Below are 21,343 nucleotides of genomic sequence, written 5' to 3'. Positions count from 1 at the left end.
TTTCATCGGCTGAAATCTTAAGGTACTTACGTTTTACATAAGAAAAAGCCACGAAATTCGTGACTTATTGAAATTTTGAATGAAGGGCTTTTTCGACTGCTTCAGGAACCAGGCCCGTAATGCTGCCTTTGTATTTCGCCACTTCTTTGACGATGCTCGAGCTAAGAAACGAATATTGGTTGTTGGATACCATGAATAAAGTTTCGATATCTTCATTTAGGAATCTGTTCATCGATGTGATCTGCATTTCATATTCAAAATCACTTACCGCACGCAGGCCGCGAATGATAGCGTTTGCTTGAACTTCGACTGAATAATCAATCAGCAAGCCTGAAAACGAATCCACTTTGACATTCGGGATGGATTCCGTCACCTGCGAAATCAAATCCATTCGCTCATTGACGTCGAATAATGGGTTTTTTGAAGAATTATTCATCACGACCACTTTGACTTCATCGAAAATAGTGGACGCCCGTTTAATAATATCCAGATGCCCCATTGTGATCGGGTCAAAACTCCCTGGAACTACAGCAATTTTAGTCAATACGTTCTCCCTCTTCCCCTTGATAACGATAAATTGAAATAATGGTGCTTCCATAAAGCTCTTTCTTGTAGCGCTCAAAATACCTGGTGCGATCCGGAAGCTTCACTTCCCGATCATGTTCACAAACTATAATCGCATCTTTCGTGACAATTTCCAATTCTCCCGCTTTATCCATCAGATCGTAAGATTTTTTCATATGATAGGGAGGATCCAGAAAAACCAATCTCGCTTGTACCCCATTTTTCTTTATTGCCTTTACGGCACGTTCTGCATCTGCCCGGTAGACCTCCGCTTGGTCAACGAGGCGCGTCTTTTCAAGATTTGCTTGAATCGTTTCTACAGCCCGTTTATCCTTATCGGTGAAAATGACCTGGTCAATGCCGCGGCTTAGAGCTTCAATGCCCAGTCCGCCGCTTCCTGCAAACAAATCCAAGGCAACTCCGCCATCAAAAAATGGACCGATCATATTGAAGATGGATTCCTTCACTTTGTCTGTCGTCGGTCTGGTCGAATTGCCAGGCACCGCCTTCAATGGAATCCCTTTAACTGAACCTGCTACAACACGCATACTATCGCCTCTAACTTAAATGATTTTCTTGATGCAATTTACATGCATAATGGTAAAATGAAGACTGGAAAGGACGTGAAACGATGATTCAACGTTTTATTGAACTCGGAGAAGGGTACGGAGATATCTATGAGCTCCGTGAACTCATCACAAGCAATCAACAACGCTTTATGCATGGCTTTGTATTTATTTCAAAAAATCCACAAGGCCAGGATGTCTTGTCGGTGGCAGCTGCGTTCAAACCGGCTGCAGAAGGCAACTTTATGCCCATCTATATGTGCCGGGAAGGAATCCCAGTCGATTCCAAGCGTTTGGATATTTTTGAACAAGCCGTTGCCAAAATCGGATTTACTCCCATCAAGATGGAGGTCAAGCACTCCACCGTGTATGCGGACCGGAAATTCTACCATAGCCACTTGATTTCAGTATTAAGGCTAAATCATTATATTCCGCCAATGCAATAATCAAAGGCCGATTTTATAATCGTATTCCTTAGCTTTATCAGGCTTGGCGTTTTCATATTCAGTTTTCAGGAATGGACGGTAGGATTCAAGTACCTGTTTTACATAAGGTAATTTATTTAACTTCGTTTTGGTCGTTTCGATGGCATCCTGATCCATATAGAGGACTACATATTTCAATTTACGGGAAATATAATGGACGTGCCCGAACTTCCGCAGCGATTTAGCTTGTTTTAAATGATGCACATAGACGATGAGGCCTTGGCGATCATGCATAAGTATCCCTCTTTTCTTAGTTTCTAGAATACCATAGGAAAGAAAAAAGCCGCAACCGAATACAGTGAAACTCCTATCCACGCGGAAAACTTACTCCGCGGTTGAAGAAAAGCAGGATACAGGCTGAGAACGCCGGCAGCTTTTCTCACTTATAAAAGCCACTGATCATTAAATAGGAAAAACTGTCAGTACAGCGTACAATTCGCTATACTGTTTTTATTACAGAATTCCAGGGAGGTCAAACAGAGTATGGGAAAAAAGACAAAAATCGGTTTTGCCGCCGCTGCTGTCGGAGCTGCCGCTTGGGCAGGTTCCAAAGCGTTGGCAAATCCACAGCAGCGTCCTGTTAAAGAAGTCTTGAATTATGAACGCCCGATTGTTCTTGCACATCGTGGCGGCGCCAAACTGGCACCTGAAAATACATTGGCTGCCTTTAACCGGTCAGCTGAACTTGGAGTCCACGGCTTTGAAATCGATATCCGGATGACGAACGATGAAGAGATCCTGGTTTTTCACGATGAATTCATTGATCGGACAACTGACGGAGCGGGAAGAGTAGCTGATATGTCGCTTGATCAGTTAAAGGCGTTCGATCTCGGCTACCACTTCATCGATCCGGACGGTCAGCATTCCTACCGTGGCAAAAACGAAAAAGTGGTACTGCTGCGTGAACTGATTGAAAAATTTCCTCAGATGTATATCAACATCGACATCAAAGACGATCCTGAAACATACGAAGGAAGCTTAGTGCCTTCAAAGCTGTGGCGATTAATTGATTCACTGGGTGTACAAGACCGCGTAGCAGTAACTTCTTTTTATGATGAACAGATCGACCGCTTCAATCTATATGCTCAAAACCGGGTAGCGATTGGAGCAGGTGAAAACGAGGTCAGAAAAGCTTATACATCCTACAATAGCCAGTTCGGCCATCTCTATCAGCCGCGCGCAGATGTTTTTCAGATTCCCGTTAAATCATCCGTGTTCCGTTTGGATTCTCCCCGCTTTATCTCGTTCCTTGAGAATTTGAACATTCCGGTCCATTATTGGATTATCGATGAACCGGAAGCCATGCGCGCTTTAATCGGAGCAGGTGCAAAAGGCATCATAACCGATCGCCCTGATTTGGCTGTAGCTGTCATTTCAGAAATGGAAGAAGAGTAGCCATAAAAAATGAGCAACGCGGGGCGCTGCTCTTTTTTTATGGAAATGTTTGATTTTAAACGGTTAAGCTGAACAAGAACAGCCGCCGCCAGTACCACAGCTTCCCCCACAGGAAGATTCCGATGAGAAAAATGGATTGGTGGATGGAATTTTTACTGCTTCCGATACAGATCTTCCAATAATGAAGCTCACTTGGTCCATCAGATCCTGCAGCTCGTTTTCAGCCAAACGCAGATTGGCCACTTTTTCATTCAGGTCCAATCGGCGTTTATCCACTCGAATCTGTTTCATCACCCGTGAATATTCCGGATGGTATTTACCAAAACGCTGTACTTCTTCGTATTGTTCTTTTAATCTGGCGAAGGCTTGGATTTCAGCCGCGAGATTTTTATCGTTATAGACAGAGTCATAAGCCGCCCGGTAAAGGTCAGCCTGCTCTGATTGTAGGATCATTTGGCTTAACTCATCTGCAAAGTCAGTTATTTCAGCCCATTCATAGGTCATAATCATAGCATTTTCCTCCTTTACGCTTTTAATCATAGCAGATATTTTTGAATTTCACTATAGACTTGAGAGGATTGTCAGCATGAACCCTTTAACCGATCAATTTACACGCATTATGGAGAACTCCAGTACTGAAGACCTTAAGATCCTGACAGATTACCTGACGAATTTCGAGAAAAAACAACAAGGCGAATTCGCCACTTATTTAAGCGCCGGCCTGAACATGACACGTGTTACAGATGAACAATCTTCGGTTGTTTCGATTCCGAATACGCCGTTCATCCACAACAATGTCGACATCCCCCACGGCGGCATTCTTGCAGTTCTCCTTGATACAGCGATGGGCACTCTTGCAAACAGCAAATGTCCAACCGGATTCGGAGCTGTCACTACCAATCTTACCATCCATTACCTGACTGTCGCAGACGACGAAACGATCAACGCGGAAGCGCGCATCATCCGCAGCGGCAGGCACACCATGGTGCTGGAAGGAAATATCTATCAAGAAGACGGAAAGCACATAGCAACTGCCACCGGTTCTTTTTTCATCGTTCCTAAAAAAACAAAGCCTGTTATTGCTTCTGAGCAATAACAGGCTTTGTTTCTAGAAAGATCTGTGTATAGTATTTTCCGAATACCCCGACACCGGTCTGATTGTATTGATTACTCAGCAGCGTCTTACGGTGGACATCTGAATTAGTCCAACCGTGTACAGTCTCTGCTGCGTCAAAATAGCGGGCCGCTGTATTGACGGCAGCCTGTTCAAAATCGATATTTCCTTCTTCCAGCCGGGCATGCAAATCTTTGAATTCCAGTTCTTCGGAAGAGAAATTTTGTTTGGCCATATCTTCACTGTTCGTTTCTGCCACCATGTTTGCTAAAGGATCGGCGATCAAAGGCTTTGTTTGATGATGCAGGCGATAAACATTTACTAAGTCGACAATCTGTCTGGCGTTAGCATCGTCGATTGATTGCTGCATAGTAGAAGATGGCGTCTGGATCGGCAATAATTCACCAGAGAACATCATATCATACGGCTGATGCCGCACTAAGGTTTCCGCATCCATAAAGCGGACAGCTTCTAATGCCCTATCGATGGAATCAATATACAATTGCGCATAGACTCCCTCAAATTTAACGAGGATGCGTTTATCCATATCTTCAGCAGTGACATTGAATGTATACGAATTGTCGCCATATTTGACAGTGACTTCATTTTCGAGAATGGTGAAACGGTACAATTCATCCAGTGATTGCCCTATTTTATAGGGAGTGGCATCTACCGCAGTCCCTGCTGTGTACACCTGCACGATTTTGTCATCCTTTACTCCCACCATCGTAAAGTGGGCATAGCTGTCGTTATAGACCCACCAATCGTATCCAAAGGCAGAAGGTTCAATCCTTCCTGGTTCTCCGAATTGTTCAATCCATCGCTCGCTGGCTTTGCCTATATAGCTTGAAATTCCCGTGGCAGGACGGGCAATATCCAATGATTCATCCGTAATTTCTTCGCTTGGCAAAGGATCGGTGGTCCGCGGCGCTTCCAAGACATCATTTTCATTTATTGAAGGATCCAAATAAAATAATCCAATCAGAACGATCGATAGAAAAATCATAATGCGAAGCAAGTCTTTCAATCGAACAGCCCCTTTGCTATTGTATCTCCATTATTATACCAGTCGCCTCTACACTGACACAATCTAGCCATTGCAACAACTTAAATTATGATCTATTATTAAAGGAGCATGTAGTCTTTTTTGTTATAGAGGAGGAGAGATCCTATGTATTTTGAAAATACAGGACTTGAAAACATTCACGTAGATGTCGCATTACTTGAAAGCATCATGAACAAACATGGCTTGACTAAAGAAGGCCAATGGGATTACGAGCGTGTCACTTATGACCGCAAATTCATCATTCGCGAAGGTACTTACTACTTGCGCGTATTCGCTTATGCTACAGACGGAGATGTTGATTCAAACGATGCCACTATGCGCGTCTTGAAGCCAGTACTCGGCAAACATTATTATCCGCATGGTGTTGAATATGGTGAAGATGAAGAATTCCCGGAGCATTTGGTTAAAACGTGTATCGGCTTATTGGACTCCATCAAAAAGGATATCCAGACTTTCGAGATCAGCGTATAAAAATCCCGCAGTTCAGTAATTGAACTGCGGTTTTTTAAACCCGATCCATGAATATTTCAACTTCCTAAGGAGGATTCAACAAGTGAAGTGGTTGACGAAAAGAACTGTAACGATCGCTGTCGTGATAGCGGTCTTGATATTGATTTCGATATACATACTGCCCGTTTCCATTCCATTGATCATCGCTTTGATCACTGCTATTTTTTTAGAACCACTTGTTAATTTTATACATAAAAGGTTCAAATGGCACAGGAAATCGGCAGTCATCTCAGTATTCATCCTGTTCCTGCTGGTTGTGTCTGGGTTGCTTTACTGGATTGTCACCCAGTTAATCGGACAGATTATCCAGTTTTCGAAAATGGTCCCCGAATACATCAATTCTTTGTCGGCCATGTGGGATGAGTTTCAACGGTTCTTTTTCCGTTCTACAGAAGATATGCCGGTCGAAGTGGTTTCTTCATTTGAAACTGAATTAGCAGGATTTATGGAAGGCATACGCAATTGGGTGCTGACGATCGTCAACTACGATACGGTCTCCAATCTTTTGACAGGCATCCCATCTTTTCTTGTCAGTTTCATCGTCTTTTTGATCGCGCTGTTTTTGTTCATGCTGGATTTGCCTGATTTAAAAATCATGCTGTTCAAGCGCTTAAAGGATTCAACAGCCGAAAAAGTCCGTTTCATGTTTGCACGTTTAAACAAAGTGATTTTTGGTTTCCTGAAAGCACAATTTCTGGTAAGCTGCATCATCTTCATCGTTTCGCTCGTTTCACTGGCCTTTATCACCCCTGAATATGCCTTCGTTATGTCACTGGTGATATGGATTATTGATTTCATACCAATTTTAGGATCGATTATCGTTCTGACACCATGGTTTGTATATGAATTCATTACAGGCGATATTGTCCAAGGAACCCAACTGGCTATTCTGGCGCTTGTCCTGTTGATTATCCGTCGGACAGTGGAACCGAAAGTCATGGGGACCCAGATCGGCCTATCGCCTCTAGCGACCTTGATCGCTATGTTCATCGGGCTGCAGCTGATCGGCTTTCTCGGATTCTTTATCGGCCCATTGATCGTCATCCTCTTCACATCAGCACGTGAAGCCGGTATGATAAAAATTGATTTTAAAGTATAAAAAAGGAACCCCGTGAGGGTTCCTTTTTTTATCCGCCTAAAATGGCTTTAAATACAGAAGTTGTATGGCCGCCTTCGTAAAACACATAGAGCAGCAAATAGACCATCACGCCTGTTATGGCAGTTGAAAACCAGACCACACTTGTAATCGGTCCGATTTTACGGTGTTTGGCCAATTGGTTTTTCCAACCCCAGTATATCGTGATCAAGCCCATAACACCGCCTGTTGTAGCCAAAGTGATATGGAAGATCAAGAATACCGTATAGAAGATTTTTAGATCATCAGGTCCACCAAAAGCAGTGTTTCCGACGAAAATAGTGCGGGACATATAAATGATGAAGAAAGTCAGTGCTGCAGCACCAGCTCCCACCATCACTTTCTTATGAGCTTCAATTTTGCGGCGACGGATCAGGTTCCAGCCGATCGCCACCAAAATTGCGCTTAATACGATAAAAAAAGTACTGATAGTCGGCAATAGCGGCAAATTCATTTACATTATTCTCCTTTGTGATGCGTTAAGCATTATGTCTGTGATAGGCCATGTCTTTACGGTCCTGCAATACTTTAGCCGTAATTTCGTCAGCATTGTCTGTTTCATTACGCAGCCATTCGTAGAATACCAGCCATAGAAATACTGTGAAAACAAGCTCCTGAAGAACTTTCATTGTAATTCCACCTGTACGCTGATCTTCAATCGCTGACATAGTGGAGAATAACTCAGGACCCGACAGATTCAATTGCGAAAGCGTTCCGGCAGGCACACACAATGCCATTGCCTGCAGCCATGCTTCACCATCGGTATATGTCGCGTAAAAAGGAGTGCCGCTGAAGATGATCAATGCACATGCAGGGGTCATCAAAACACTCAATCCAAATAAGTACGCCAGTTTACTCAATCCATGAAATTTATGCATGCCTTCCAAATTATTGACTACTGGCCACCAATAGAATATTGCCGAAGTGAATAAGACGATATTTACTGCCCCATGAATCCATACATCTTGTTTGACAAAATCAAAGACCATTGGAATGTGATAAAACGAAAAGACCATTCCAAACAAGATCAATGCCAGCATCGGCTTAGTCAAAAAGTTGAATATAGGCTTAACTACTGGAAGATCGATAAATGCTCTCCAGATATAAGTCGGGATACCCATTATCAGTAACGGTGGAATCAGCAGCAACAACAGCGCCATCTGAACCATATGCATTGTAAATAGGATATGCCCATATAAATCCACAGGTGAACCTTTGATGATATAAAGCAGGACAATGCCTGATACAAAAAGTGCAGCTTCTCTTAATGTCAGCGGCTGATTTCCTTTAAACTTTCCACGCCACTTTGTAGTAGCCAAAAAATATAGAATCGTCACCAAAACGAGGACTGCTAAGTAAACGGGACTCCATAAAGCTTGAAACCCGAAGATACTGATCGGCATGTAATGGGACCTCCTTTTCTTCAAGTACCCTCATTATATAGTGGCTTGCAAACTATATCAATGAACGAACTATGAACAATATGAAATATGAAAGTGCCAGACGGCAAGCTTTTCCTTCCCTTCTCCACCAGAGATGAAATCCACTTCAGAATACAGCCTAAGGCATTTCCCTCTTCGTGTTGCGGGTATATCCTTATCCATAGAAAAAGCCCTTACCTCGAAAGGTAAGGGCTTTTAGAATGTGCCTACCACCAAACAATTGTCACTAATGCAAGAACTGTGATGAAAGCTACAAACATGCCACAGAACATAAAGAACGCAACCATACCGTGTCCTTTACCGCTCATGTGCATGAAATAGTAAAGTTGAAGAATAACTTGAATGCCCGCCAACAAAAGAATGATTGGAACAATCAGGTAAGCGGAGAATCCGGCAGCCACCATCGTAAAGGCAACTAATGTCAAAAAGATCATAATCGCAAAAGTTGCTAAATGGCCGCGCATTTCTTCTGCTCTCTTTTTCTTCGCGTATTCGAATTCTGCCTGCGATCTAACATGAATATGTGTATCGTGTGCCATTATCCGATCACTCCCATCAAATAGACGACAGTAAAGATGAATACCCATACGACGTCAATAAAATGCCAGTATAACGAAGCAAGATAGAATTTTGGTGCATTGTACATGTTCAAACCGCGTTTAGCGTTTCGAAGCATCAATGCGATAAACCAGCTAAGGCCGAATAGTACGTGAGCCCCGTGCGTTCCGACTAAAGTGTAAAACGCAGAACTAAAAGCACTGTTTGTATAACCGAATCCTAAATGGACATAATGATTAAACTCATAAATCTCCAATCCTAGGAAAGTTGCACCAAGCAGGACTGTAATTCCTAGCCATGCTTGCATCGCTTTAAAATTATGGTTTTTCATATGGTACATTGCGTAAACGCTTGTCAATGAAGATGTCAAAAGAATCATCGTCATTGCAAAAACCAGCGGCAGTTCAAAAAGTCCAGCGGCAGAAAACTCCATGCCGCTCGGCCCTTTATCTTTTAATGCAAGGTAAGTTGCGAAAAGCGAAGCAAATGTTACTGTCTCCGCAGCAAGAAGCAACCAGAAACCAATAAACTTATTTTTCCCTTCCATCGTAGCCGTCTCAGGATGTTCCGGCCATGATTGAGGAGTATATCTTTGATTAATGTCCATCGGTGTTGCCTCCCTTCGCATCTTCAAGTAATTCTGCTTTCGTAATATGGAATCCTAAATCATCTTTCAATGAACGCACTAACATCGAACCGAAAGTGATGACTAATCCGATGATCAAGACGGCCAACGCCCAAGGCTTGTCGCCATCGAGGAAGTACAGTGCTCCGAATGAAGCAATGAACATTCCAAGCGAAATTACGAATGGAATGATGGAACCATTCGGCATATGGATATCGCCAAGAGGTTCAGCGTAAATCATGCCTTTTTTGTTGCCATCCATTTTTTCGATCCAGAATGTATCAAGACCACGAACTAATGGAGTTTGAGCAAAGTTATAGAATGGCGGTGGAGAAGCAATTGCCCATTCCAATGTACGGCCGTCGCCCCATGGATCGTTGCCGACACGCTCATTTTTGATAGAAGTCATGACAACGTTTACCAGAAGAATGATAACGCCGATTGCCATCAATACAGCACCTGCTGAACTGATTGCGTTGAATAGATCCCAGCCTTGGTCAGCTCCGAACGTGTAAACACGGCGAGGCATACCCATCAAGCCAAGGAAATGCTGGATGAAGAAAGTTAAATGGAATCCGATGAAGAAGAACCAGAACGTCCATTTACCAAGTTTTTCACTAAGCATCGTTCCGAACATTTTCGGCCAGTATAAATGTGTACCTGCCAGAATTGCCAGTACAACACCACCAACGATTACATAGTGAAAGTGAGCTACGATAAAGTAGGAATCATGCAATTGATAATCCAAAGGAGCAATCGCCTGCATTACCCCTGTAACCCCACCCGCAACGAATGACGGAATGAAAGCTACAGCGTAGATCATTGGAGTTGTGAAGGAAATATTCCCTCCCCAGATCGTTAACAACCAGTTGAAAATTTTGATTCCTGTTGGGACAGCAATGATCATTGTCGCAAGAGCGAATACAGCATTAGCTGTTGGCCCTAAGCCGACTGTGAACATGTGGTGAGCCCAAACCATGAATCCGTAGAAACCGATAAGAATTGTTGCAAAAACAAGTGCAGTGTATCCGAAAAGGCGTTTACGGGAGAAGATTGCAAAGATTTCGGAGAAGATACCGAAAGCCGGCAAAATCAGAATATAAACTTCAGGGTGACCGAAGATCCAGAATAAATGCTCCCAGATGATCGTGTTACCACCCATTTCGACTGCAAAGAAGCTTGCTCCGAACATACGGTCAAAGACCATGAAGAAAAGTCCGACTGTAAGTGGCGGGAATGCCAATAGGATCAAAGCGGAAGCAACGAAAGTTGTCCAAGTGAACAATGGCATTCTCATATACGTCATGCCTGGTGCACGCATGTTGATGATCGTAACCAGGAAGTTAATCCCTGCGATCAACGTACCAAAACCGGATATCGTCAACCCCAGTGAATAGAAGTCGATTCCGTGTCCTTCAGATGCCAGTGCCAACGAAGCGTAGTTCGTCCAACCGGCATCCGGTGCGCCGCCCATGAACCAAGAAAGATTCAGGAAAATACCACCAAAGAAGAATAACCAGAATCCAAGTGAATTCAAGAATGGGAAGGCTACATCACGCGCGCCGATCTGCAAAGGCATGATGGCGTTCATGAAAGCCAGTAAAATCGGCATCGCTGCCAAGAATATCATGGTAGTACCGTGCATTGTTATAATTTCATTATATGTTCCGGCACTTAGGAAATCATTTCCTGCTGTAGCCAACTGGACACGGATCAACATCGCTTCAAGACCACCGACAAGGAAGAAGAAACCACCAGAGATCAGATAAAGGATCGCGATTTTCTTATGGTCGACCGTTGTCATGAAGTCCCAAATTGTAGCGCCGAAGCCCTTTTTTTGAGCAATAGAACTCACACTGTATACCTCCCTTTTTTAAGCTTTATTTCTACTCTTCAACTGTTAGGCCCATTAGATAGGCTGCAAGAGAATCGAGCTGTTGTTCAGTGAATGGTTCACCGTCGTTCAATGATTCAGGATCAGGCATTAAGTTGCCTGGCTTGTATTCCTGTGGATCTGCAATCCAGTTTTTAAGATTTTCTTCATCATGCTCCAAATATCCGGCAATCCGGTTGCGGTCGCCGAATGTTGCCAAGTTGGGACCAACTCCACCAGTGCCTCCAACGCCAGAAGTGGCGTGGCAAGCGATACAGCTTTGTTCGAATAGCTCTTGGCCTTCCTGAGCTACCGCATCTTCAGCAGGAGTCGGTTCTTCCTGCATTGCTGTAACCCATTGGTCAAACTCTTCGCGATCCACAGATTTCACTTTGAAATCCATCAACGCGTGAGAAGGTCCGCAAAGCTCAGCACATTTACCATAGAAAACGCCATCTTCAAGCTCTGAAGATTCCTGATCGAATTCCAGGTAGAAAGTGTTGACGTTTTCCGGGTTTACATCCAATTTACCGCCAATAGATGGAATCCAGAATGAGTGCTTGATATCCGCAGAAATCAAGTTAAAGTAAACGCGTTCATCAGTTGGTACAACCAATTCCTGTGCAGTTACGATTCCTTGTTCAGGGTATTCAAATTCCCACCAGTAAAGTTTTCCGGTTACATTGACTGTCAAATGAGATGAATTGCCATCTTCTGCCTGAACGTCCATTGTCGAAACGTCAGCCAAATCGAATGTTGAATAGACGGTTGGAACAGCAAGAATCAAAAGAAGGACAATCGGAACAGCTGTCCACAAAAACTCTAATCTCGCGCTTCCTTCAACCTGCTCGGGGATCATGTCTTCCCCCATTTTAGAACGGCGGAACTTAACGATTGCTAAAACGAAGATAATCGATACAACAATAATGACAAACAGCATAACGACTGATGATAAAATCAACAGATTAAATTGATCTTGAGCAACTTTGCCTGCCGGTATTAAGGTTGAAATCTCTTCACGTCCGCATCCCGCAAGAAAAACCAGCAATGTGGTCATTAATGCGAAAAGCCGCCATTTTTTAATTCCTTTCATCATAGCTTTTCATACCCCTCTCATTTAAATAGTTTCTCTTTAGAAATGGTCATTAGATAAAGACAGCGAAAATGATCATTGACACAAATAAAATAGTCATATAGTTCAATGAATAGATGAACATCGTCTTCGCCCATTTCAGGTCATCAGCCACTTTAAATCCACGAATGGCTAAGACTAGCCAACCGATGTTCAAAAGTGTCGCTAAGATGATGAAGCCTGTCCCAAGTTCCATTAATAGGAATGGCAGAGGGAAAAGCATTACAACCCATGCAAGCATCGATTTTTTGGTTCGGTGAAAACCTTTGATTACCGGTAGCATCGGAATACCCGCTGCTCGATACTCTTCCGTCCGTTTCATAGCCAAAGCATAGAAATGCGGTGGCTGCCAAATGAACATGATCAGGAATAATGCCCAAGCTCCTGTGCCGAGTGTCGGTTCAACAGCAGCCCAACCGATCAGCGGCGGTATCGCACCAGAGATGCTCCCCACGATCGTATTGCTGACATGACGTCTTTTAGACCACATGGAATATAAGACGACATAAGCTAAAACTCCGGCAATCCCGAATAGACCAGCTGATACAGAAGCGGAAAACAAAAACAATTCGCCTATAACGATGAAAGAAACAGCTAGTGCCAATACAGCTGATGGCTTGAATCTTCCTGTCACTGTCGGACGTGCTTTCTTACTTTCCATTAACGGGTCTATATCCGTATCGATATAGTTGTTCATAGCTGCAGAACCCGCAATGATCAGTGCTGATCCGACGATGGTATAGACAAGGATATCCAGCTCGTTCAGAAAATGCCTGTCGGAAAACTGGAATGCGAGCCACAATCCTGTGAAGACCGTGATCAAATTGGAATTTACAATCCCAATTTTAATAAGTGCCAAAAAGTCTTTCAGGAATGTCGTCGCTTCCGGCGCTTCGTGTGTCTCTGCAGACATTGCCCGGCCGTTTGACATATAAGTCCCTCCTTTCAAAGTTGTAAGCATATTCCGCTAACCATAACTATATCTAAATTCCAGTTGTTTTTCTACATATAACTGAAATTTCCTGATAAAAGAGATGATTTCCACGCAATTGGTCTCACAAATATCCATCTCCTATCATACCTTAACGGTCACACTATTTTAAGATAGAAAAATAATAGTTTTTGAACAGTTTGTGAAGCTCCATTTATTATGTCCAAATCTTGAAAGTTTCCTCTATTGTTGATTTCTCGTTGTATTTTGAAGAAACATTCGCTATTATCGAGTATGCAGGTAGATGGACGTTGAAAAGTTTTCTATAGAAAAAGTAGGTGGTATTTTGCAGCAAAATAGATATATAAAATGGTTTGCCGTTGCGGCTACTATAGGTATGTTATTCATTCTTCTGGGTGGTGCTCTTGTCACCAAGACCGACAGCGGTATGGGATGTGGGCGAAATTGGCCAGATTGCAATGGCAAATTGATTCCGGATAATATCACACCTGAAGTTCTGATTGAATTTTCCCACCGCCTTGTAACAGGGGTCGTCGGCATATTGATCGTCATACTGGCAGTTTGGGCCTGGCGAAAATTCGGACATGTCCGGGAAACAAAATTCTTGGCAATCATGGCCGTTTTCTTTCTGGTTCTACAGGCATTGATTGGAGCAGCACAGGTTCTTTGGGGACAAGGTGATTTCATCTTAGCACTTCACTTCGGAATTTCCCTGCTGTCGTTCGCTTCCATCCTGCTTTTGACGCTGCTGATTTTCGAAGTGGACCGGAAGTTTGATACAGATCGTTTGCAGATCGGCAAAAAACTCCGCTTTCATACGATAGCCGTCACTTTGTATTCCTATATCGTGGTTTATACCGGCGCATTGGTTCGCCATACGGAGTCAAGCCTCATTTGTTCGGATTGGCCGCTTTGCCGGAATGATGATTTTGCATTGCCGGGCAATATGTATGAATGGGTCCAGATGGGACATCGTGCTGCCGCCGGACTGATTGTCATTTGGCTGGGCTATATCGCCTGGCATGCAATCAAGCAATACAAGGATCAGCGCGTCATCTATTGGGGATGGACAATCGCTTTCATCATTGTGCTTCTTCAAGCGACAACCGGTATGCTGGTTGTCCTGACCAAGTTGAATTTAGTTGTGGCACTTCTTCACTCTCTCTTGATCTCCATGCTTTTTGGTCTACTGTGCTACATGGTACTCCTTGTCTCACGCAGCCGAATCAAAAAATCTTCATAAAAAAATGGCTGGCGCAAATGCGCCAGCCATTTTTTTATTTTTTCTCCATTTCAATCAGGAGATCTCCTGTAGAAATACCATCGTTGGCAACTACATGGATATCTTGGATCGTTCCATCGAACGGAGCTTGGACAGTCGTTTCCATCTTCATGGCTTCTGTCACCAGCAAATGATCGCCGCGTTTCACTTTAGCGCCTTTTTCCGTCAACACTTTTAATACAGTGCCCGGCATTGTCGCTGCAATATGGCTTTCGTTTGTCGGATTTGCCTTCGGTTTGGCCGTGCTATCCGTTTCCACCGTCATGTCCTGAATGCTGACTTCACGTGGCTGGCCGTTCAATTCAAAGTAGATGATGCGCGTTCCGTCTTTTTGCGGTTCGCCAATTGATACCATCTTAATCATCAAGGTTTTCCCTTTTTCGATCTCCACTTCGATTTCTTCGCCTAATCTCATTCCGTATAAGAACGTCAACGTGTCAAGAACGGATACATTACCGAATTGGACATTGGTTGCTGTATATTCTTCGAACACTTTTGGATAAAGTGCGTAAGCCAAAACTTCATGGCTTGTGATCGGTCGTTCCAATTTATCATACAAAGTTTTCTTGATTTCATCGAAATCTGCAGGTTCTAACAGTTCACCAGGACGAACTGTGATTGGCTCACGCTCTTTCAAGATGACTTTCTGCAGTTCTTCCGGGAATCCACCATGCGGCTGACCGATATAACCTTCAAAGAATTCAATAACGGATTCAGGGAAGTCGATCGTTTTCCCGCGGGAAATGACCGTTTCTTCATCCAGTTCATTTTGAACCATGAATAATGCCATATCCCCGACTACTTTTGAAGAAGGTGTCACTTTTACGACATCACCGAATAACAGGTTGACGCGCGAATACATCGTTTTAACTTCTTCCCAGCGCAGACCGAGACCTACTGCTTTTGACTGCTGTTGAAGATTGCTGTACTGGCCGCCCGGCATTTCATGTTCATAAACCTCAGAATGCGGGCTGTTCATGCCGCTTTCAAAGTCAACATAGTATTTGCGGACGTCTTCCCAATAATGGGACATTTTTTCTAGCCCTTTAACATCCGCTCGAACTTCACGGCCGCTTCCGCTTGTTGCGTAGTAAAGCGAGTTGGAGCTTGGCTGGGAAGTCAAACCTGCCATCGATCCAAGAGCCGTATCAACGATATCCACACCTGCTTCAATGGCTTTCGAGTAAAGATAGATGCCGTTGCCGCTTGTATCATGTGTATGAAGGTGGATTGGCAGTGAAACCGTATCCTTTAATTCGGACACTAAACGATACGCCGCTTCCGGTTTTAAAAGACCAGCCATATCTTTGATGGCCAGAATATGAGCGCCTGCCGCTTCCAGTTCTTTTGCCATATCTTTGTAATATTGAACCGTATACTTGTCACGGCTCGGGTCAAGGATATCCCCAGTATAGCAAATCGCCGCTTCTGCGATTTTACCGGATTGACGGACTTCATCAATCGCCACTTCCATTCCTTTGATCCAGTTCAAGCTATCGAAAATACGGAATACATCGATTCCCGCATCGCCTGATTTCCGGACAAATTCACGGATGACATTATCGGGATAATTTTTATAGCCGACAGCATTTGCACCACGGAACAGCATTTGGAACAATACGTTCGGAATTTCCTGGCGAAGTTTGATCAGACGCTCCCATGGATCTTCTTTCAGGAATCTGTAAGACACATCAAAAGTTGCGCCTCCCCACATTTCCAATGAAAACAGATCGCTCTGCAAACGTGCAGTTTCTTTGGCAATTCCAAACAGGTCATGCGAACGGACGCGTGTAGCCAATAATGATTGGTGGGCATCCCGGAATGTCGTGTCTGTCAACAAGACATCTTCCTGCTCGTGAATCCATTTGGTCAACCCTTCTGCTCCCTGGAGATCAAAGATTTGTTTAGTACCGCTTGGTGCCGGTGCCGATAAATCGACTTCCGGTTTTCTCGGAGCGCCATAGATCGGCTTGTTTTTCTTTTCGATACCCGGGAAACCATTTACAGTTACGTTTCCAATATAGCTCAATAGCTTCGTACCACGATCTTTGCGAACCGGGAAGATGAACAATTCGGGTGTACTGTCGATAAAGCTGGTATCAAAATCACCTTTTATGAAATTCTGGTGTTTTACCACATTTTCCAGGAAAGGAATATTTGTTTTAATGCCACGAATCCGGAATTCCTGCAAGTTCCGGTCCATTTTAGCCGCCGCTTCTTTGAACGTCACTGCCCAAGTGGAGACTTTCACCAAAAGTGAATCATAATAGGGTGAAATGACCGCTCCCTGGAAACCATTACCTGCATCCAGACGGACACCGAAGCCGCCGCCTGAGCGGTATACCATCAATTTTCCTGCATCTGGCATGAAATCATTCAACGGATCTTCAGTCGTCACACGGGATTGGATCGCAAAGCCGAATAACGGTATATCACTCTGCTGAGGAATCCCCACTTCTTCACTATGGATCATATGCCCTCTCGCAATATGGATCTGCGCATGGACAATGTCGATGCCAGTAATCATCTCGGTAATCGTATGTTCCACTTGGATACGTGGATTTACTTCAATAAAGTAGAATTCATCATTAGCTACAAGAAACTCTACAGTTCCCGCGTTTATGTAGTTGATGTTTCTCATTAATTTGACTGCAGCATCACAAATTTCGTTGCGCAATTCCTCACTGATTGAATTTGAAGGTGCGATTTCCACGACTTTTTGATGACGGCGCTGAATCGAACAATCTCTTTCGTACAAATGGATGACGTTGCCATCTGAATCACCCAAAATTTGGACTTCAATGTGTTTTGGCTTATCAACAAATTTTTCAACATACATTTCATCTGAACCGAAAGCTGCTTTTGCTTCAGATTTCGCACGTTCATAGGCAGACGCCAACTCTTCATGAGATTTAACGATCCGCATTCCGCGACCGCCGCCACCTAGCGAGGCTTTGATCATCAAGGGAAAACCTGCTGTTTTGCTGAATTCTTCAACTTCCTCCAACGACTGTACAGGGCCATCTGTACCCGGAATAACGGGAATGCCTGCAGCTATTGCTTGCGTACGCGCTTTTACTTTGTCCCCAAACATATCCAAATGCTGTGAAGTCGGACCGATAAAGACAATTCCTTCTTCCTCACAGCGTCTTGCAAAATGGACATTTTCTGATAAGAAACCATAGCCGGGATGGATGGCATCTACATTGGAATCCTTTGCGATGCGGATAATGTCTTCAATATCCAAATAAGCATCAATCGGTTTTTTTCCTTTGCCAACCAAATAGGATTCGTCCGCTTTATAGCGGTGATATGAACCACTGTCTTCCTGAGAATAGATCGCAACTGTTTGAATTTTCAGTTCTGTACAAGCGCGGAAAATCCGTATAGCGATTTCTCCGCGGTTGGCCACCAAGATTTTGTTGATCTCCTTCACACCGCAGCACACCCTTTACTTTTTGGTTTTTTCGTATTTGTTGAACATGGAAACATTCATCAATACTCCCATAGCTAAAGATAACAAAATTACGGACGTTCCGCCATAGCTTATAAAAGGAAGTGTTACGCCAGTCAATGGAATAAGTCCTGTCAAGCCACCCAAATTCACAAAAGATTGGATTCCGATCATGCTCGCAACACCTGCTGCAAGCATTCTGGCCAACGGATCATGCGTCGTCATGGCAATCCAAAGTCCACGCAGAACAATAAACCCTAAACCGCCTAAAACAAATACGACACCCAACACGCCCAGCTCCTCAGCAATGACCGACATGATGAAATCGGTATGGGGTTCAGGCAGATAGCCCAACTTTTGGATGGACTGTCCGAGCCCTAATCCGCTCAACCCGCCAGAACCGATTGCCAGGTAACCATTGACTATCTGAAAACCAAAACCCAGCTCATCCGAGAATGGGTTAAAGAAAGCATCCAAACGGCCCAGCCGTTTTTCTGTAAAGATACTGTCGCCGGCAAAGATCATGAGCGGAACGATGAAGACTGATGCTGCTGCAATAAAGATGCCCGCAAGCCGAATAAACGGTTTTAAGCGGACGCCGCTCGCTGACATGACAGACAAGCCGACAGCCCCGATGATCAACATGGAACCAAGATCCGGTTCAAGAAAAACGGAAAACAGAACCAGAGTCAAAATAATGACCGGCGGTATAATCGATTCGTTTAATTTATTGATGGTGCCGTTATTGTATTTATTTGAAAAGACTCCGGCCAAGTATAAAATGATGCCGACTTTCGCTACTTCAGAAGGTTGTATATTGGCAAACCCAAGGCTGATCCAGCTTTTGGCGCCGCCGGCTGCGAAACCGATAAAATGGACAGCTATCAATCCGGAAAAGACAACCGTCAAGATGGTCACCATCATCCAGCGTTTCTTAAAATGCTTATACGGAAAAACAGCAGCAATCGCGAAGACCGGGAAGGCGATTGCCAGATTTATCAATTGCTGTATGTAGAAACGGTCTGGCTCTGAGCCATAATAATTGACCGACCAGGCCATGCTTGAACTGTAAATCATGATCAAACCGAATATCGTTAAGGCCAAATAAGTGATAAGTAAAGGATAATCGAAAAACTTTGCGTACTTCTTGATGTAAGATTTCATTTTTATACCTCTTTTAATTTGATGGATGTTGAATTAGTAAAAAAACTCAAACAAAATTCGTTTGAGTTTTAGATCATTTATTTGTATACGCTTCGTGAAGAATTGAAAGTTTCTTTTCTAGCGTATCCATTAAATTTTTTCCAGCCTCACGTTCGATGAGTCCCAGCTTAACCGCAAAATCGATTTCGCGTGAAAGACCGAACATTTGGGTGTCAAGCACCTCTTCATATAAAGGACAAGATGGCAACGTCAAATGATCCATTTGCACCTTGATTAACTGCTCGATTTTTTCTGCATCAGCTTTGAGGAGTTCTAAAGCCTTTAGATGGTATGTTTGTTCTTCTGTATGTTCCATGAGGACTCCCCCATTTTATGAGTTTTCTTCTCTATTTTCCTGTTTAAAGTGTATCTTTTAAGCAAGGAAAATGCAAGCCTCTATATGAAAGAGATGAATCCCTTTGGGAACTTGACACAAAAAGGTATACTGTTAGAAGAGTGATTATTTAAATGGAGGGTTTACCCATGGAATTTATCGTACCTTTTAAAGGTGAAGTGAAATTTAAGCTGATACTGGATCCGACAGTGTGGATTTTTGATGACCGGAAATTGAATTTAGAGACGTATTTCCAGGAAGAGCGAATCGAAAAAGACGAACTCGAAGAATATAAACGTGGAATGGGCGAACACTGGTCCCGGGAAATTATGGAAGGCAACACCGTACCCCCAACTTTAAACTCAGAAAAAACCTACAAGAGCAAAGAAAAAAAGGAAATGCTGACAGGCACATTCGGTATCGTGTTTAAGCCATTTCTACTGAATGCGGAACCTTACGAACATACAAAACGTGTGATTTTCGAAACTTTGCACGGAGAATTCGAGTTTCCAATTGAGCATGCTGAACAATTAATCTTCAAGTTCAGTGAAAAAGGCCAGCCCCTGAAAGAAGACGGTCCTGTCCATGTTCTTCTTCCGGATGGCTCCAACCAGGAAAATCCCATTACCGATATCCAAGCCATCCGATTCGAATAGGAGTGATTCACTATGCGTGTACAATGCGTAATCTGCGACAAGATTGAGGAATTAGTGGATGATACCTTGCAGGCTAAGCGTCTGCGCAACAGGCCCATCCATACCCATATGTGCAATGAATGCCATGACCGGATCACCGAAAGGACCAAGGAGCGCCTGGCTACCGGTTCTTTCCACTTTTACCGCAGTTCCCGCAGCATTGAGGATGACTTCTGATGAAGCTGTTAAAAGGCATCTGGATTGGATTTTGGAGCGGGTTGATTTTAGGTCTTCTACTGAAATGGATTCAATCCGTCACTGGCGAACAAGTCTATACCCTTCTACTGAACGTAGATTTTATTCCGTTGATCGGCGATGTGCAATGGTCAGAGATAACTGAATTCATTTTTCACATGAGCATTTCGCTGATCATCGGTGTGGTCTTTGTCTATCTGGCAAAAAGACGCAACTATTCGTTTGGCCAATTGGTGATCATCAGTCTTCTTTTGTCCATCCCTTTCCCGTTTCTCTATTTTCTATTATCCTGGCTAGCCGTCGAAGCTGACGTGCCGGCTCCCACTGATTTGGGGGCGTTCCTTTATTGGATGTTCGCCCATCTCACATATGCTTTGCTGTTGCCGATCCTCTACAAAACTTTTGAACGCAAAAACGCTGTATCTCAATGAGATACAGCGTTTTCGCGTTTTTCGCGCCATAGGCGGATTTTGTAAAGAATCAGTATAAGCGCCGCAATAATGAGCCCTTCCACTATCGGCAGGAAAAAGGCAAGAAATGTGAGCCCTAAACCACCGACAGCCAGGAATAGGCCGATCATTGCATTTTTTCCAATAGATAACTTCTTAGCAAACCCTAATTTATAGACGAATGCCGAGAGCAGGAAAATCACCGCAAATAATGCGTATCCCGCCATTTCAAAACTCGGCAGACTCTGGTATAGAACTCGGGCTACCGGATACATATTGTCATAGACAAAAGCTTGATCGTCCACGGGCTATAC

The 21,343-nt window shown here is 43.6% G+C and carries 25 protein-coding genes; 9 read left to right on the top strand and 16 right to left on the bottom strand.

Annotation, left to right across the window (positions count from 1 at the left end):
• Positions 1–64: 64 nt before the first annotated feature.
• Positions 65–544 carry a pantetheine-phosphate adenylyltransferase gene (gene coaD, locus ACRC6Q_RS06435; RefSeq protein WP_223633509.1) on the bottom strand — a complete coding sequence of 160 codons (480 nt, stop codon included), beginning with the start codon at positions 542–544 and terminating at the stop codon, positions 65–67.
• The gene (rsmD, locus tag ACRC6Q_RS06430) at positions 537–1,112 is read right to left on the bottom strand and encodes a 16S rRNA (guanine(966)-N(2))-methyltransferase RsmD (RefSeq protein WP_223633522.1); all 576 of its coding nucleotides are present in this window, start codon (positions 1,110–1,112) and stop codon (positions 537–539) included. Before rsmD ends, coaD begins: the two co-directional genes overlap by 8 nt.
• An 83-nt stretch (positions 1,113–1,195) precedes the next feature.
• Between rsmD and ACRC6Q_RS06425 the strand changes: the two genes are divergently transcribed.
• A complete protein-coding gene (locus ACRC6Q_RS06425) occupies positions 1,196–1,576 on the top strand; it encodes a DUF7147 family protein (RefSeq protein WP_223633525.1) in 381 nt (126 codons plus the stop codon).
• On the opposite strand, the gene ACRC6Q_RS06420 is transcribed toward ACRC6Q_RS06425, so the two are convergent.
• Positions 1,577–1,849, bottom strand: coding sequence for a YlbG family protein (locus ACRC6Q_RS06420; protein WP_223633528.1), 273 nt, complete (start codon positions 1,847–1,849; stop codon positions 1,577–1,579).
• Between the two features lie 249 nt (positions 1,850–2,098).
• Here ACRC6Q_RS06420 and ACRC6Q_RS06415 point away from each other — a divergent pair, with 249 nt between their 5' ends.
• Entirely contained in the window at positions 2,099–3,010 is a 912-nt protein-coding gene (locus ACRC6Q_RS06415) for a glycerophosphodiester phosphodiesterase (RefSeq protein ID WP_223633532.1), read from the top strand.
• A 63-nt stretch (positions 3,011–3,073) separates the two neighbouring features.
• Here ACRC6Q_RS06415 and ACRC6Q_RS06410 read toward each other — a convergent pair whose 3' ends face one another.
• Positions 3,074–3,520: a YlbF family regulator gene (locus tag ACRC6Q_RS06410; RefSeq protein ID WP_223633552.1), complete on the bottom strand. Its 447-nt coding sequence runs from the start codon at positions 3,518–3,520 to the stop codon at positions 3,074–3,076.
• A 76-nt stretch (positions 3,521–3,596) separates the two neighbouring features.
• Here ACRC6Q_RS06410 and ACRC6Q_RS06405 point away from each other — a divergent pair, with 76 nt between their 5' ends.
• Positions 3,597–4,106 (top strand): PaaI family thioesterase, encoded by a 510-nt coding sequence (locus ACRC6Q_RS06405; protein WP_223633554.1) that lies wholly within the window; start codon positions 3,597–3,599, stop codon positions 4,104–4,106.
• Here ACRC6Q_RS06405 and ACRC6Q_RS06400 read toward each other — a convergent pair.
• Entirely contained in the window at positions 4,087–5,151 is a 1,065-nt protein-coding gene (locus tag ACRC6Q_RS06400; protein WP_223633557.1) for a CAP domain-containing protein, read from the bottom strand. The genes ACRC6Q_RS06405 and ACRC6Q_RS06400 overlap by 20 nt on opposite strands.
• A gap of 144 nt (positions 5,152–5,295) precedes the next feature.
• On the opposite strand from ACRC6Q_RS06400, the gene ACRC6Q_RS06395 reads away from it, so the two are divergent.
• Both ACRC6Q_RS06395 and ytvI read left to right on the top strand, forming a co-directional pair.
• Positions 5,296–5,661: a YugN family protein gene (locus ACRC6Q_RS06395; RefSeq protein WP_223633560.1), complete on the top strand. Its 366-nt coding sequence runs from the start codon at positions 5,296–5,298 to the stop codon at positions 5,659–5,661.
• 82 nt (positions 5,662–5,743) lie between these two features.
• Positions 5,744–6,799, top strand: a complete 1,056-nt coding sequence (gene ytvI / locus ACRC6Q_RS06390) for a sporulation integral membrane protein YtvI (protein ID WP_223633563.1) — start codon at positions 5,744–5,746, stop codon at positions 6,797–6,799.
• Positions 6,800–6,827: 28 nt separating this feature from the next.
• On the opposite strand, the gene ACRC6Q_RS06385 is transcribed toward ytvI, so the two are convergent.
• The 7 genes from ACRC6Q_RS06385 to cyoE all read right to left on the bottom strand — a co-directional run bounded on the left by ACRC6Q_RS06385 (position 6,828) and on the right by cyoE (position 13,396).
• Complete coding sequence (locus ACRC6Q_RS06385) at positions 6,828–7,289, bottom strand: DUF420 domain-containing protein (RefSeq protein WP_223633567.1); 462 nt, start codon at positions 7,287–7,289, stop codon at positions 6,828–6,830.
• A 25-nt stretch (positions 7,290–7,314) separates the two neighbouring features.
• A complete protein-coding gene (gene ctaG / locus ACRC6Q_RS06380) occupies positions 7,315–8,238 on the bottom strand; it encodes a cytochrome c oxidase assembly factor CtaG (RefSeq protein WP_223633570.1) in 924 nt (307 codons plus the stop codon).
• A gap of 245 nt (positions 8,239–8,483) precedes the next feature.
• On the bottom strand, positions 8,484–8,816 hold the full coding sequence (ctaF, locus tag ACRC6Q_RS06375; protein ID WP_223633573.1) for a cytochrome c oxidase subunit IVB: 333 nt from the start codon (positions 8,814–8,816) through the stop codon (positions 8,484–8,486).
• The gene (locus ACRC6Q_RS06370; RefSeq protein ID WP_146556494.1) at positions 8,816–9,442 is read right to left on the bottom strand and encodes a cytochrome (ubi)quinol oxidase subunit III; all 627 of its coding nucleotides are present in this window, start codon (positions 9,440–9,442) and stop codon (positions 8,816–8,818) included. Before ACRC6Q_RS06370 ends, ctaF begins: the two co-directional genes overlap by 1 nt.
• A complete protein-coding gene (locus tag ACRC6Q_RS06365) occupies positions 9,432–11,315 on the bottom strand; it encodes a cytochrome c oxidase subunit I (protein WP_223633576.1) in 1,884 nt (627 codons plus the stop codon). Before ACRC6Q_RS06365 ends, ACRC6Q_RS06370 begins: the two co-directional genes overlap by 11 nt.
• A gap of 31 nt (positions 11,316–11,346) precedes the next feature.
• Positions 11,347–12,429, bottom strand: coding sequence for a cytochrome c oxidase subunit II (coxB, locus tag ACRC6Q_RS06360; RefSeq protein ID WP_298826481.1), 1,083 nt, complete (start codon positions 12,427–12,429; stop codon positions 11,347–11,349).
• Positions 12,430–12,478: 49 nt separating this feature from the next.
• On the bottom strand, positions 12,479–13,396 hold the full coding sequence (gene cyoE, locus ACRC6Q_RS06355) for a heme o synthase (RefSeq protein ID WP_223633581.1): 918 nt from the start codon (positions 13,394–13,396) through the stop codon (positions 12,479–12,481).
• A 346-nt stretch (positions 13,397–13,742) separates the two neighbouring features.
• Here cyoE and ACRC6Q_RS06350 point away from each other — a divergent pair, with 346 nt between their 5' ends.
• Positions 13,743–14,660: a COX15/CtaA family protein gene (locus tag ACRC6Q_RS06350; RefSeq protein ID WP_431466079.1), complete on the top strand. Its 918-nt coding sequence runs from the start codon at positions 13,743–13,745 to the stop codon at positions 14,658–14,660.
• Positions 14,661–14,694: 34 nt separating this feature from the next.
• Here ACRC6Q_RS06350 and pyc read toward each other — a convergent pair whose 3' ends face one another.
• From pyc to ACRC6Q_RS06335, 3 genes are all read right to left on the bottom strand, one after another.
• The gene (gene pyc / locus ACRC6Q_RS06345) at positions 14,695–18,135 is read right to left on the bottom strand and encodes a pyruvate carboxylase (RefSeq protein ID WP_223633586.1); all 3,441 of its coding nucleotides are present in this window, start codon (positions 18,133–18,135) and stop codon (positions 14,695–14,697) included.
• Between the two features lie 15 nt (positions 18,136–18,150).
• Positions 18,151–19,317, bottom strand: a complete 1,167-nt coding sequence (locus tag ACRC6Q_RS06340) for an FtsW/RodA/SpoVE family cell cycle protein (RefSeq protein ID WP_223633589.1) — start codon at positions 19,315–19,317, stop codon at positions 18,151–18,153.
• Positions 19,318–19,390: 73 nt separating this feature from the next.
• A complete protein-coding gene (locus ACRC6Q_RS06335; RefSeq protein WP_058384833.1) occupies positions 19,391–19,672 on the bottom strand; it encodes a YlaN family protein in 282 nt (93 codons plus the stop codon).
• A 167-nt stretch (positions 19,673–19,839) separates the two neighbouring features.
• Between ACRC6Q_RS06335 and ACRC6Q_RS06330 the strand changes: the two genes are divergently transcribed.
• From ACRC6Q_RS06330 to ACRC6Q_RS06320, 3 genes are read left to right on the top strand one after another with little or no spacing between them, the layout of a single operon-like run.
• Positions 19,840–20,346: a peptidyl-prolyl cis-trans isomerase gene (locus tag ACRC6Q_RS06330; RefSeq protein ID WP_223633592.1), complete on the top strand. Its 507-nt coding sequence runs from the start codon at positions 19,840–19,842 to the stop codon at positions 20,344–20,346.
• Between the two features lie 12 nt (positions 20,347–20,358).
• Positions 20,359–20,562, top strand: a complete 204-nt coding sequence (locus ACRC6Q_RS06325; RefSeq protein ID WP_223633595.1) for a YlaI family protein — start codon at positions 20,359–20,361, stop codon at positions 20,560–20,562.
• Entirely contained in the window at positions 20,562–21,011 is a 450-nt protein-coding gene (locus tag ACRC6Q_RS06320; protein WP_431466078.1) for a hypothetical protein, read from the top strand. The genes ACRC6Q_RS06325 and ACRC6Q_RS06320 overlap by 1 nt, the downstream gene beginning before the upstream one ends.
• Here the strand turns inward: ACRC6Q_RS06320 and ACRC6Q_RS06315 are convergent.
• A complete protein-coding gene (locus tag ACRC6Q_RS06315; protein ID WP_223633616.1) occupies positions 21,005–21,334 on the bottom strand; it encodes a YlaH-like family protein in 330 nt (109 codons plus the stop codon). The two genes, ACRC6Q_RS06320 and ACRC6Q_RS06315, sit on opposite strands and share 7 nt — an antisense overlap.
• Positions 21,335–21,343 lie beyond the last annotated feature (9 nt).

This window comes from Planococcus sp. SE5232 (genome assembly GCF_050686535.1).
Taxonomy (GTDB): domain Bacteria; phylum Bacillota; class Bacilli; order Bacillales_A; family Planococcaceae; genus Planococcus.
Note: the sequence above shows the minus strand (reverse complement) of the source record. Positions and strands in the feature narration are given on the sequence as shown.

Excerpts from the sequence above, each read along its gene's own strand:
- rsmD (WP_223633522.1), bottom strand. The coding sequence starts at position 1,112 with ATGCGTGTTGTAGCAGGTTCAGTTAAAGGGATTCCATTGAAGGCGGTG.
- ACRC6Q_RS06425 (WP_223633525.1), top strand. The coding sequence starts at position 1,196 with ATGATTCAACGTTTTATTGAACTCGGAGAAGGGTACGGAGATATCTAT.
- ACRC6Q_RS06420 (WP_223633528.1), bottom strand. The coding sequence starts at position 1,849 with ATGCATGATCGCCAAGGCCTCATCGTCTATGTGCATCATTTAAAACAA.
- ACRC6Q_RS06415 (WP_223633532.1), top strand. The coding sequence starts at position 2,099 with ATGGGAAAAAAGACAAAAATCGGTTTTGCCGCCGCTGCTGTCGGAGCT.
- ACRC6Q_RS06410 (WP_223633552.1), bottom strand. The coding sequence starts at position 3,520 with ATGATTATGACCTATGAATGGGCTGAAATAACTGACTTTGCAGATGAG.
- ACRC6Q_RS06405 (WP_223633554.1), top strand. The coding sequence starts at position 3,597 with ATGAACCCTTTAACCGATCAATTTACACGCATTATGGAGAACTCCAGT.
- ACRC6Q_RS06395 (WP_223633560.1), top strand. The coding sequence starts at position 5,296 with ATGTATTTTGAAAATACAGGACTTGAAAACATTCACGTAGATGTCGCA.
- ACRC6Q_RS06385 (WP_223633567.1), bottom strand. The coding sequence starts at position 7,289 with ATGAATTTGCCGCTATTGCCGACTATCAGTACTTTTTTTATCGTATTA.
- ctaG (WP_223633570.1), bottom strand. The coding sequence starts at position 8,238 with ATGCCGATCAGTATCTTCGGGTTTCAAGCTTTATGGAGTCCCGTTTAC.
- ctaF (WP_223633573.1), bottom strand. The coding sequence starts at position 8,816 with ATGGCACACGATACACATATTCATGTTAGATCGCAGGCAGAATTCGAA.
- ACRC6Q_RS06370 (WP_146556494.1), bottom strand. The coding sequence starts at position 9,442 with ATGGACATTAATCAAAGATATACTCCTCAATCATGGCCGGAACATCCT.
- coxB (WP_298826481.1), bottom strand. The coding sequence starts at position 12,429 with ATGATGAAAGGAATTAAAAAATGGCGGCTTTTCGCATTAATGACCACA.
- cyoE (WP_223633581.1), bottom strand. The coding sequence starts at position 13,396 with ATGTCAAACGGCCGGGCAATGTCTGCAGAGACACACGAAGCGCCGGAA.
- ACRC6Q_RS06340 (WP_223633589.1), bottom strand. The coding sequence starts at position 19,317 with ATGAAATCTTACATCAAGAAGTACGCAAAGTTTTTCGATTATCCTTTA.
- ACRC6Q_RS06335 (WP_058384833.1), bottom strand. The coding sequence starts at position 19,672 with ATGGAACATACAGAAGAACAAACATACCATCTAAAGGCTTTAGAACTC.
- ACRC6Q_RS06330 (WP_223633592.1), top strand. The coding sequence starts at position 19,840 with ATGGAATTTATCGTACCTTTTAAAGGTGAAGTGAAATTTAAGCTGATA.
- ACRC6Q_RS06325 (WP_223633595.1), top strand. The coding sequence starts at position 20,359 with ATGCGTGTACAATGCGTAATCTGCGACAAGATTGAGGAATTAGTGGAT.
- ACRC6Q_RS06320 (WP_431466078.1), top strand. The coding sequence starts at position 20,562 with ATGAAGCTGTTAAAAGGCATCTGGATTGGATTTTGGAGCGGGTTGATT.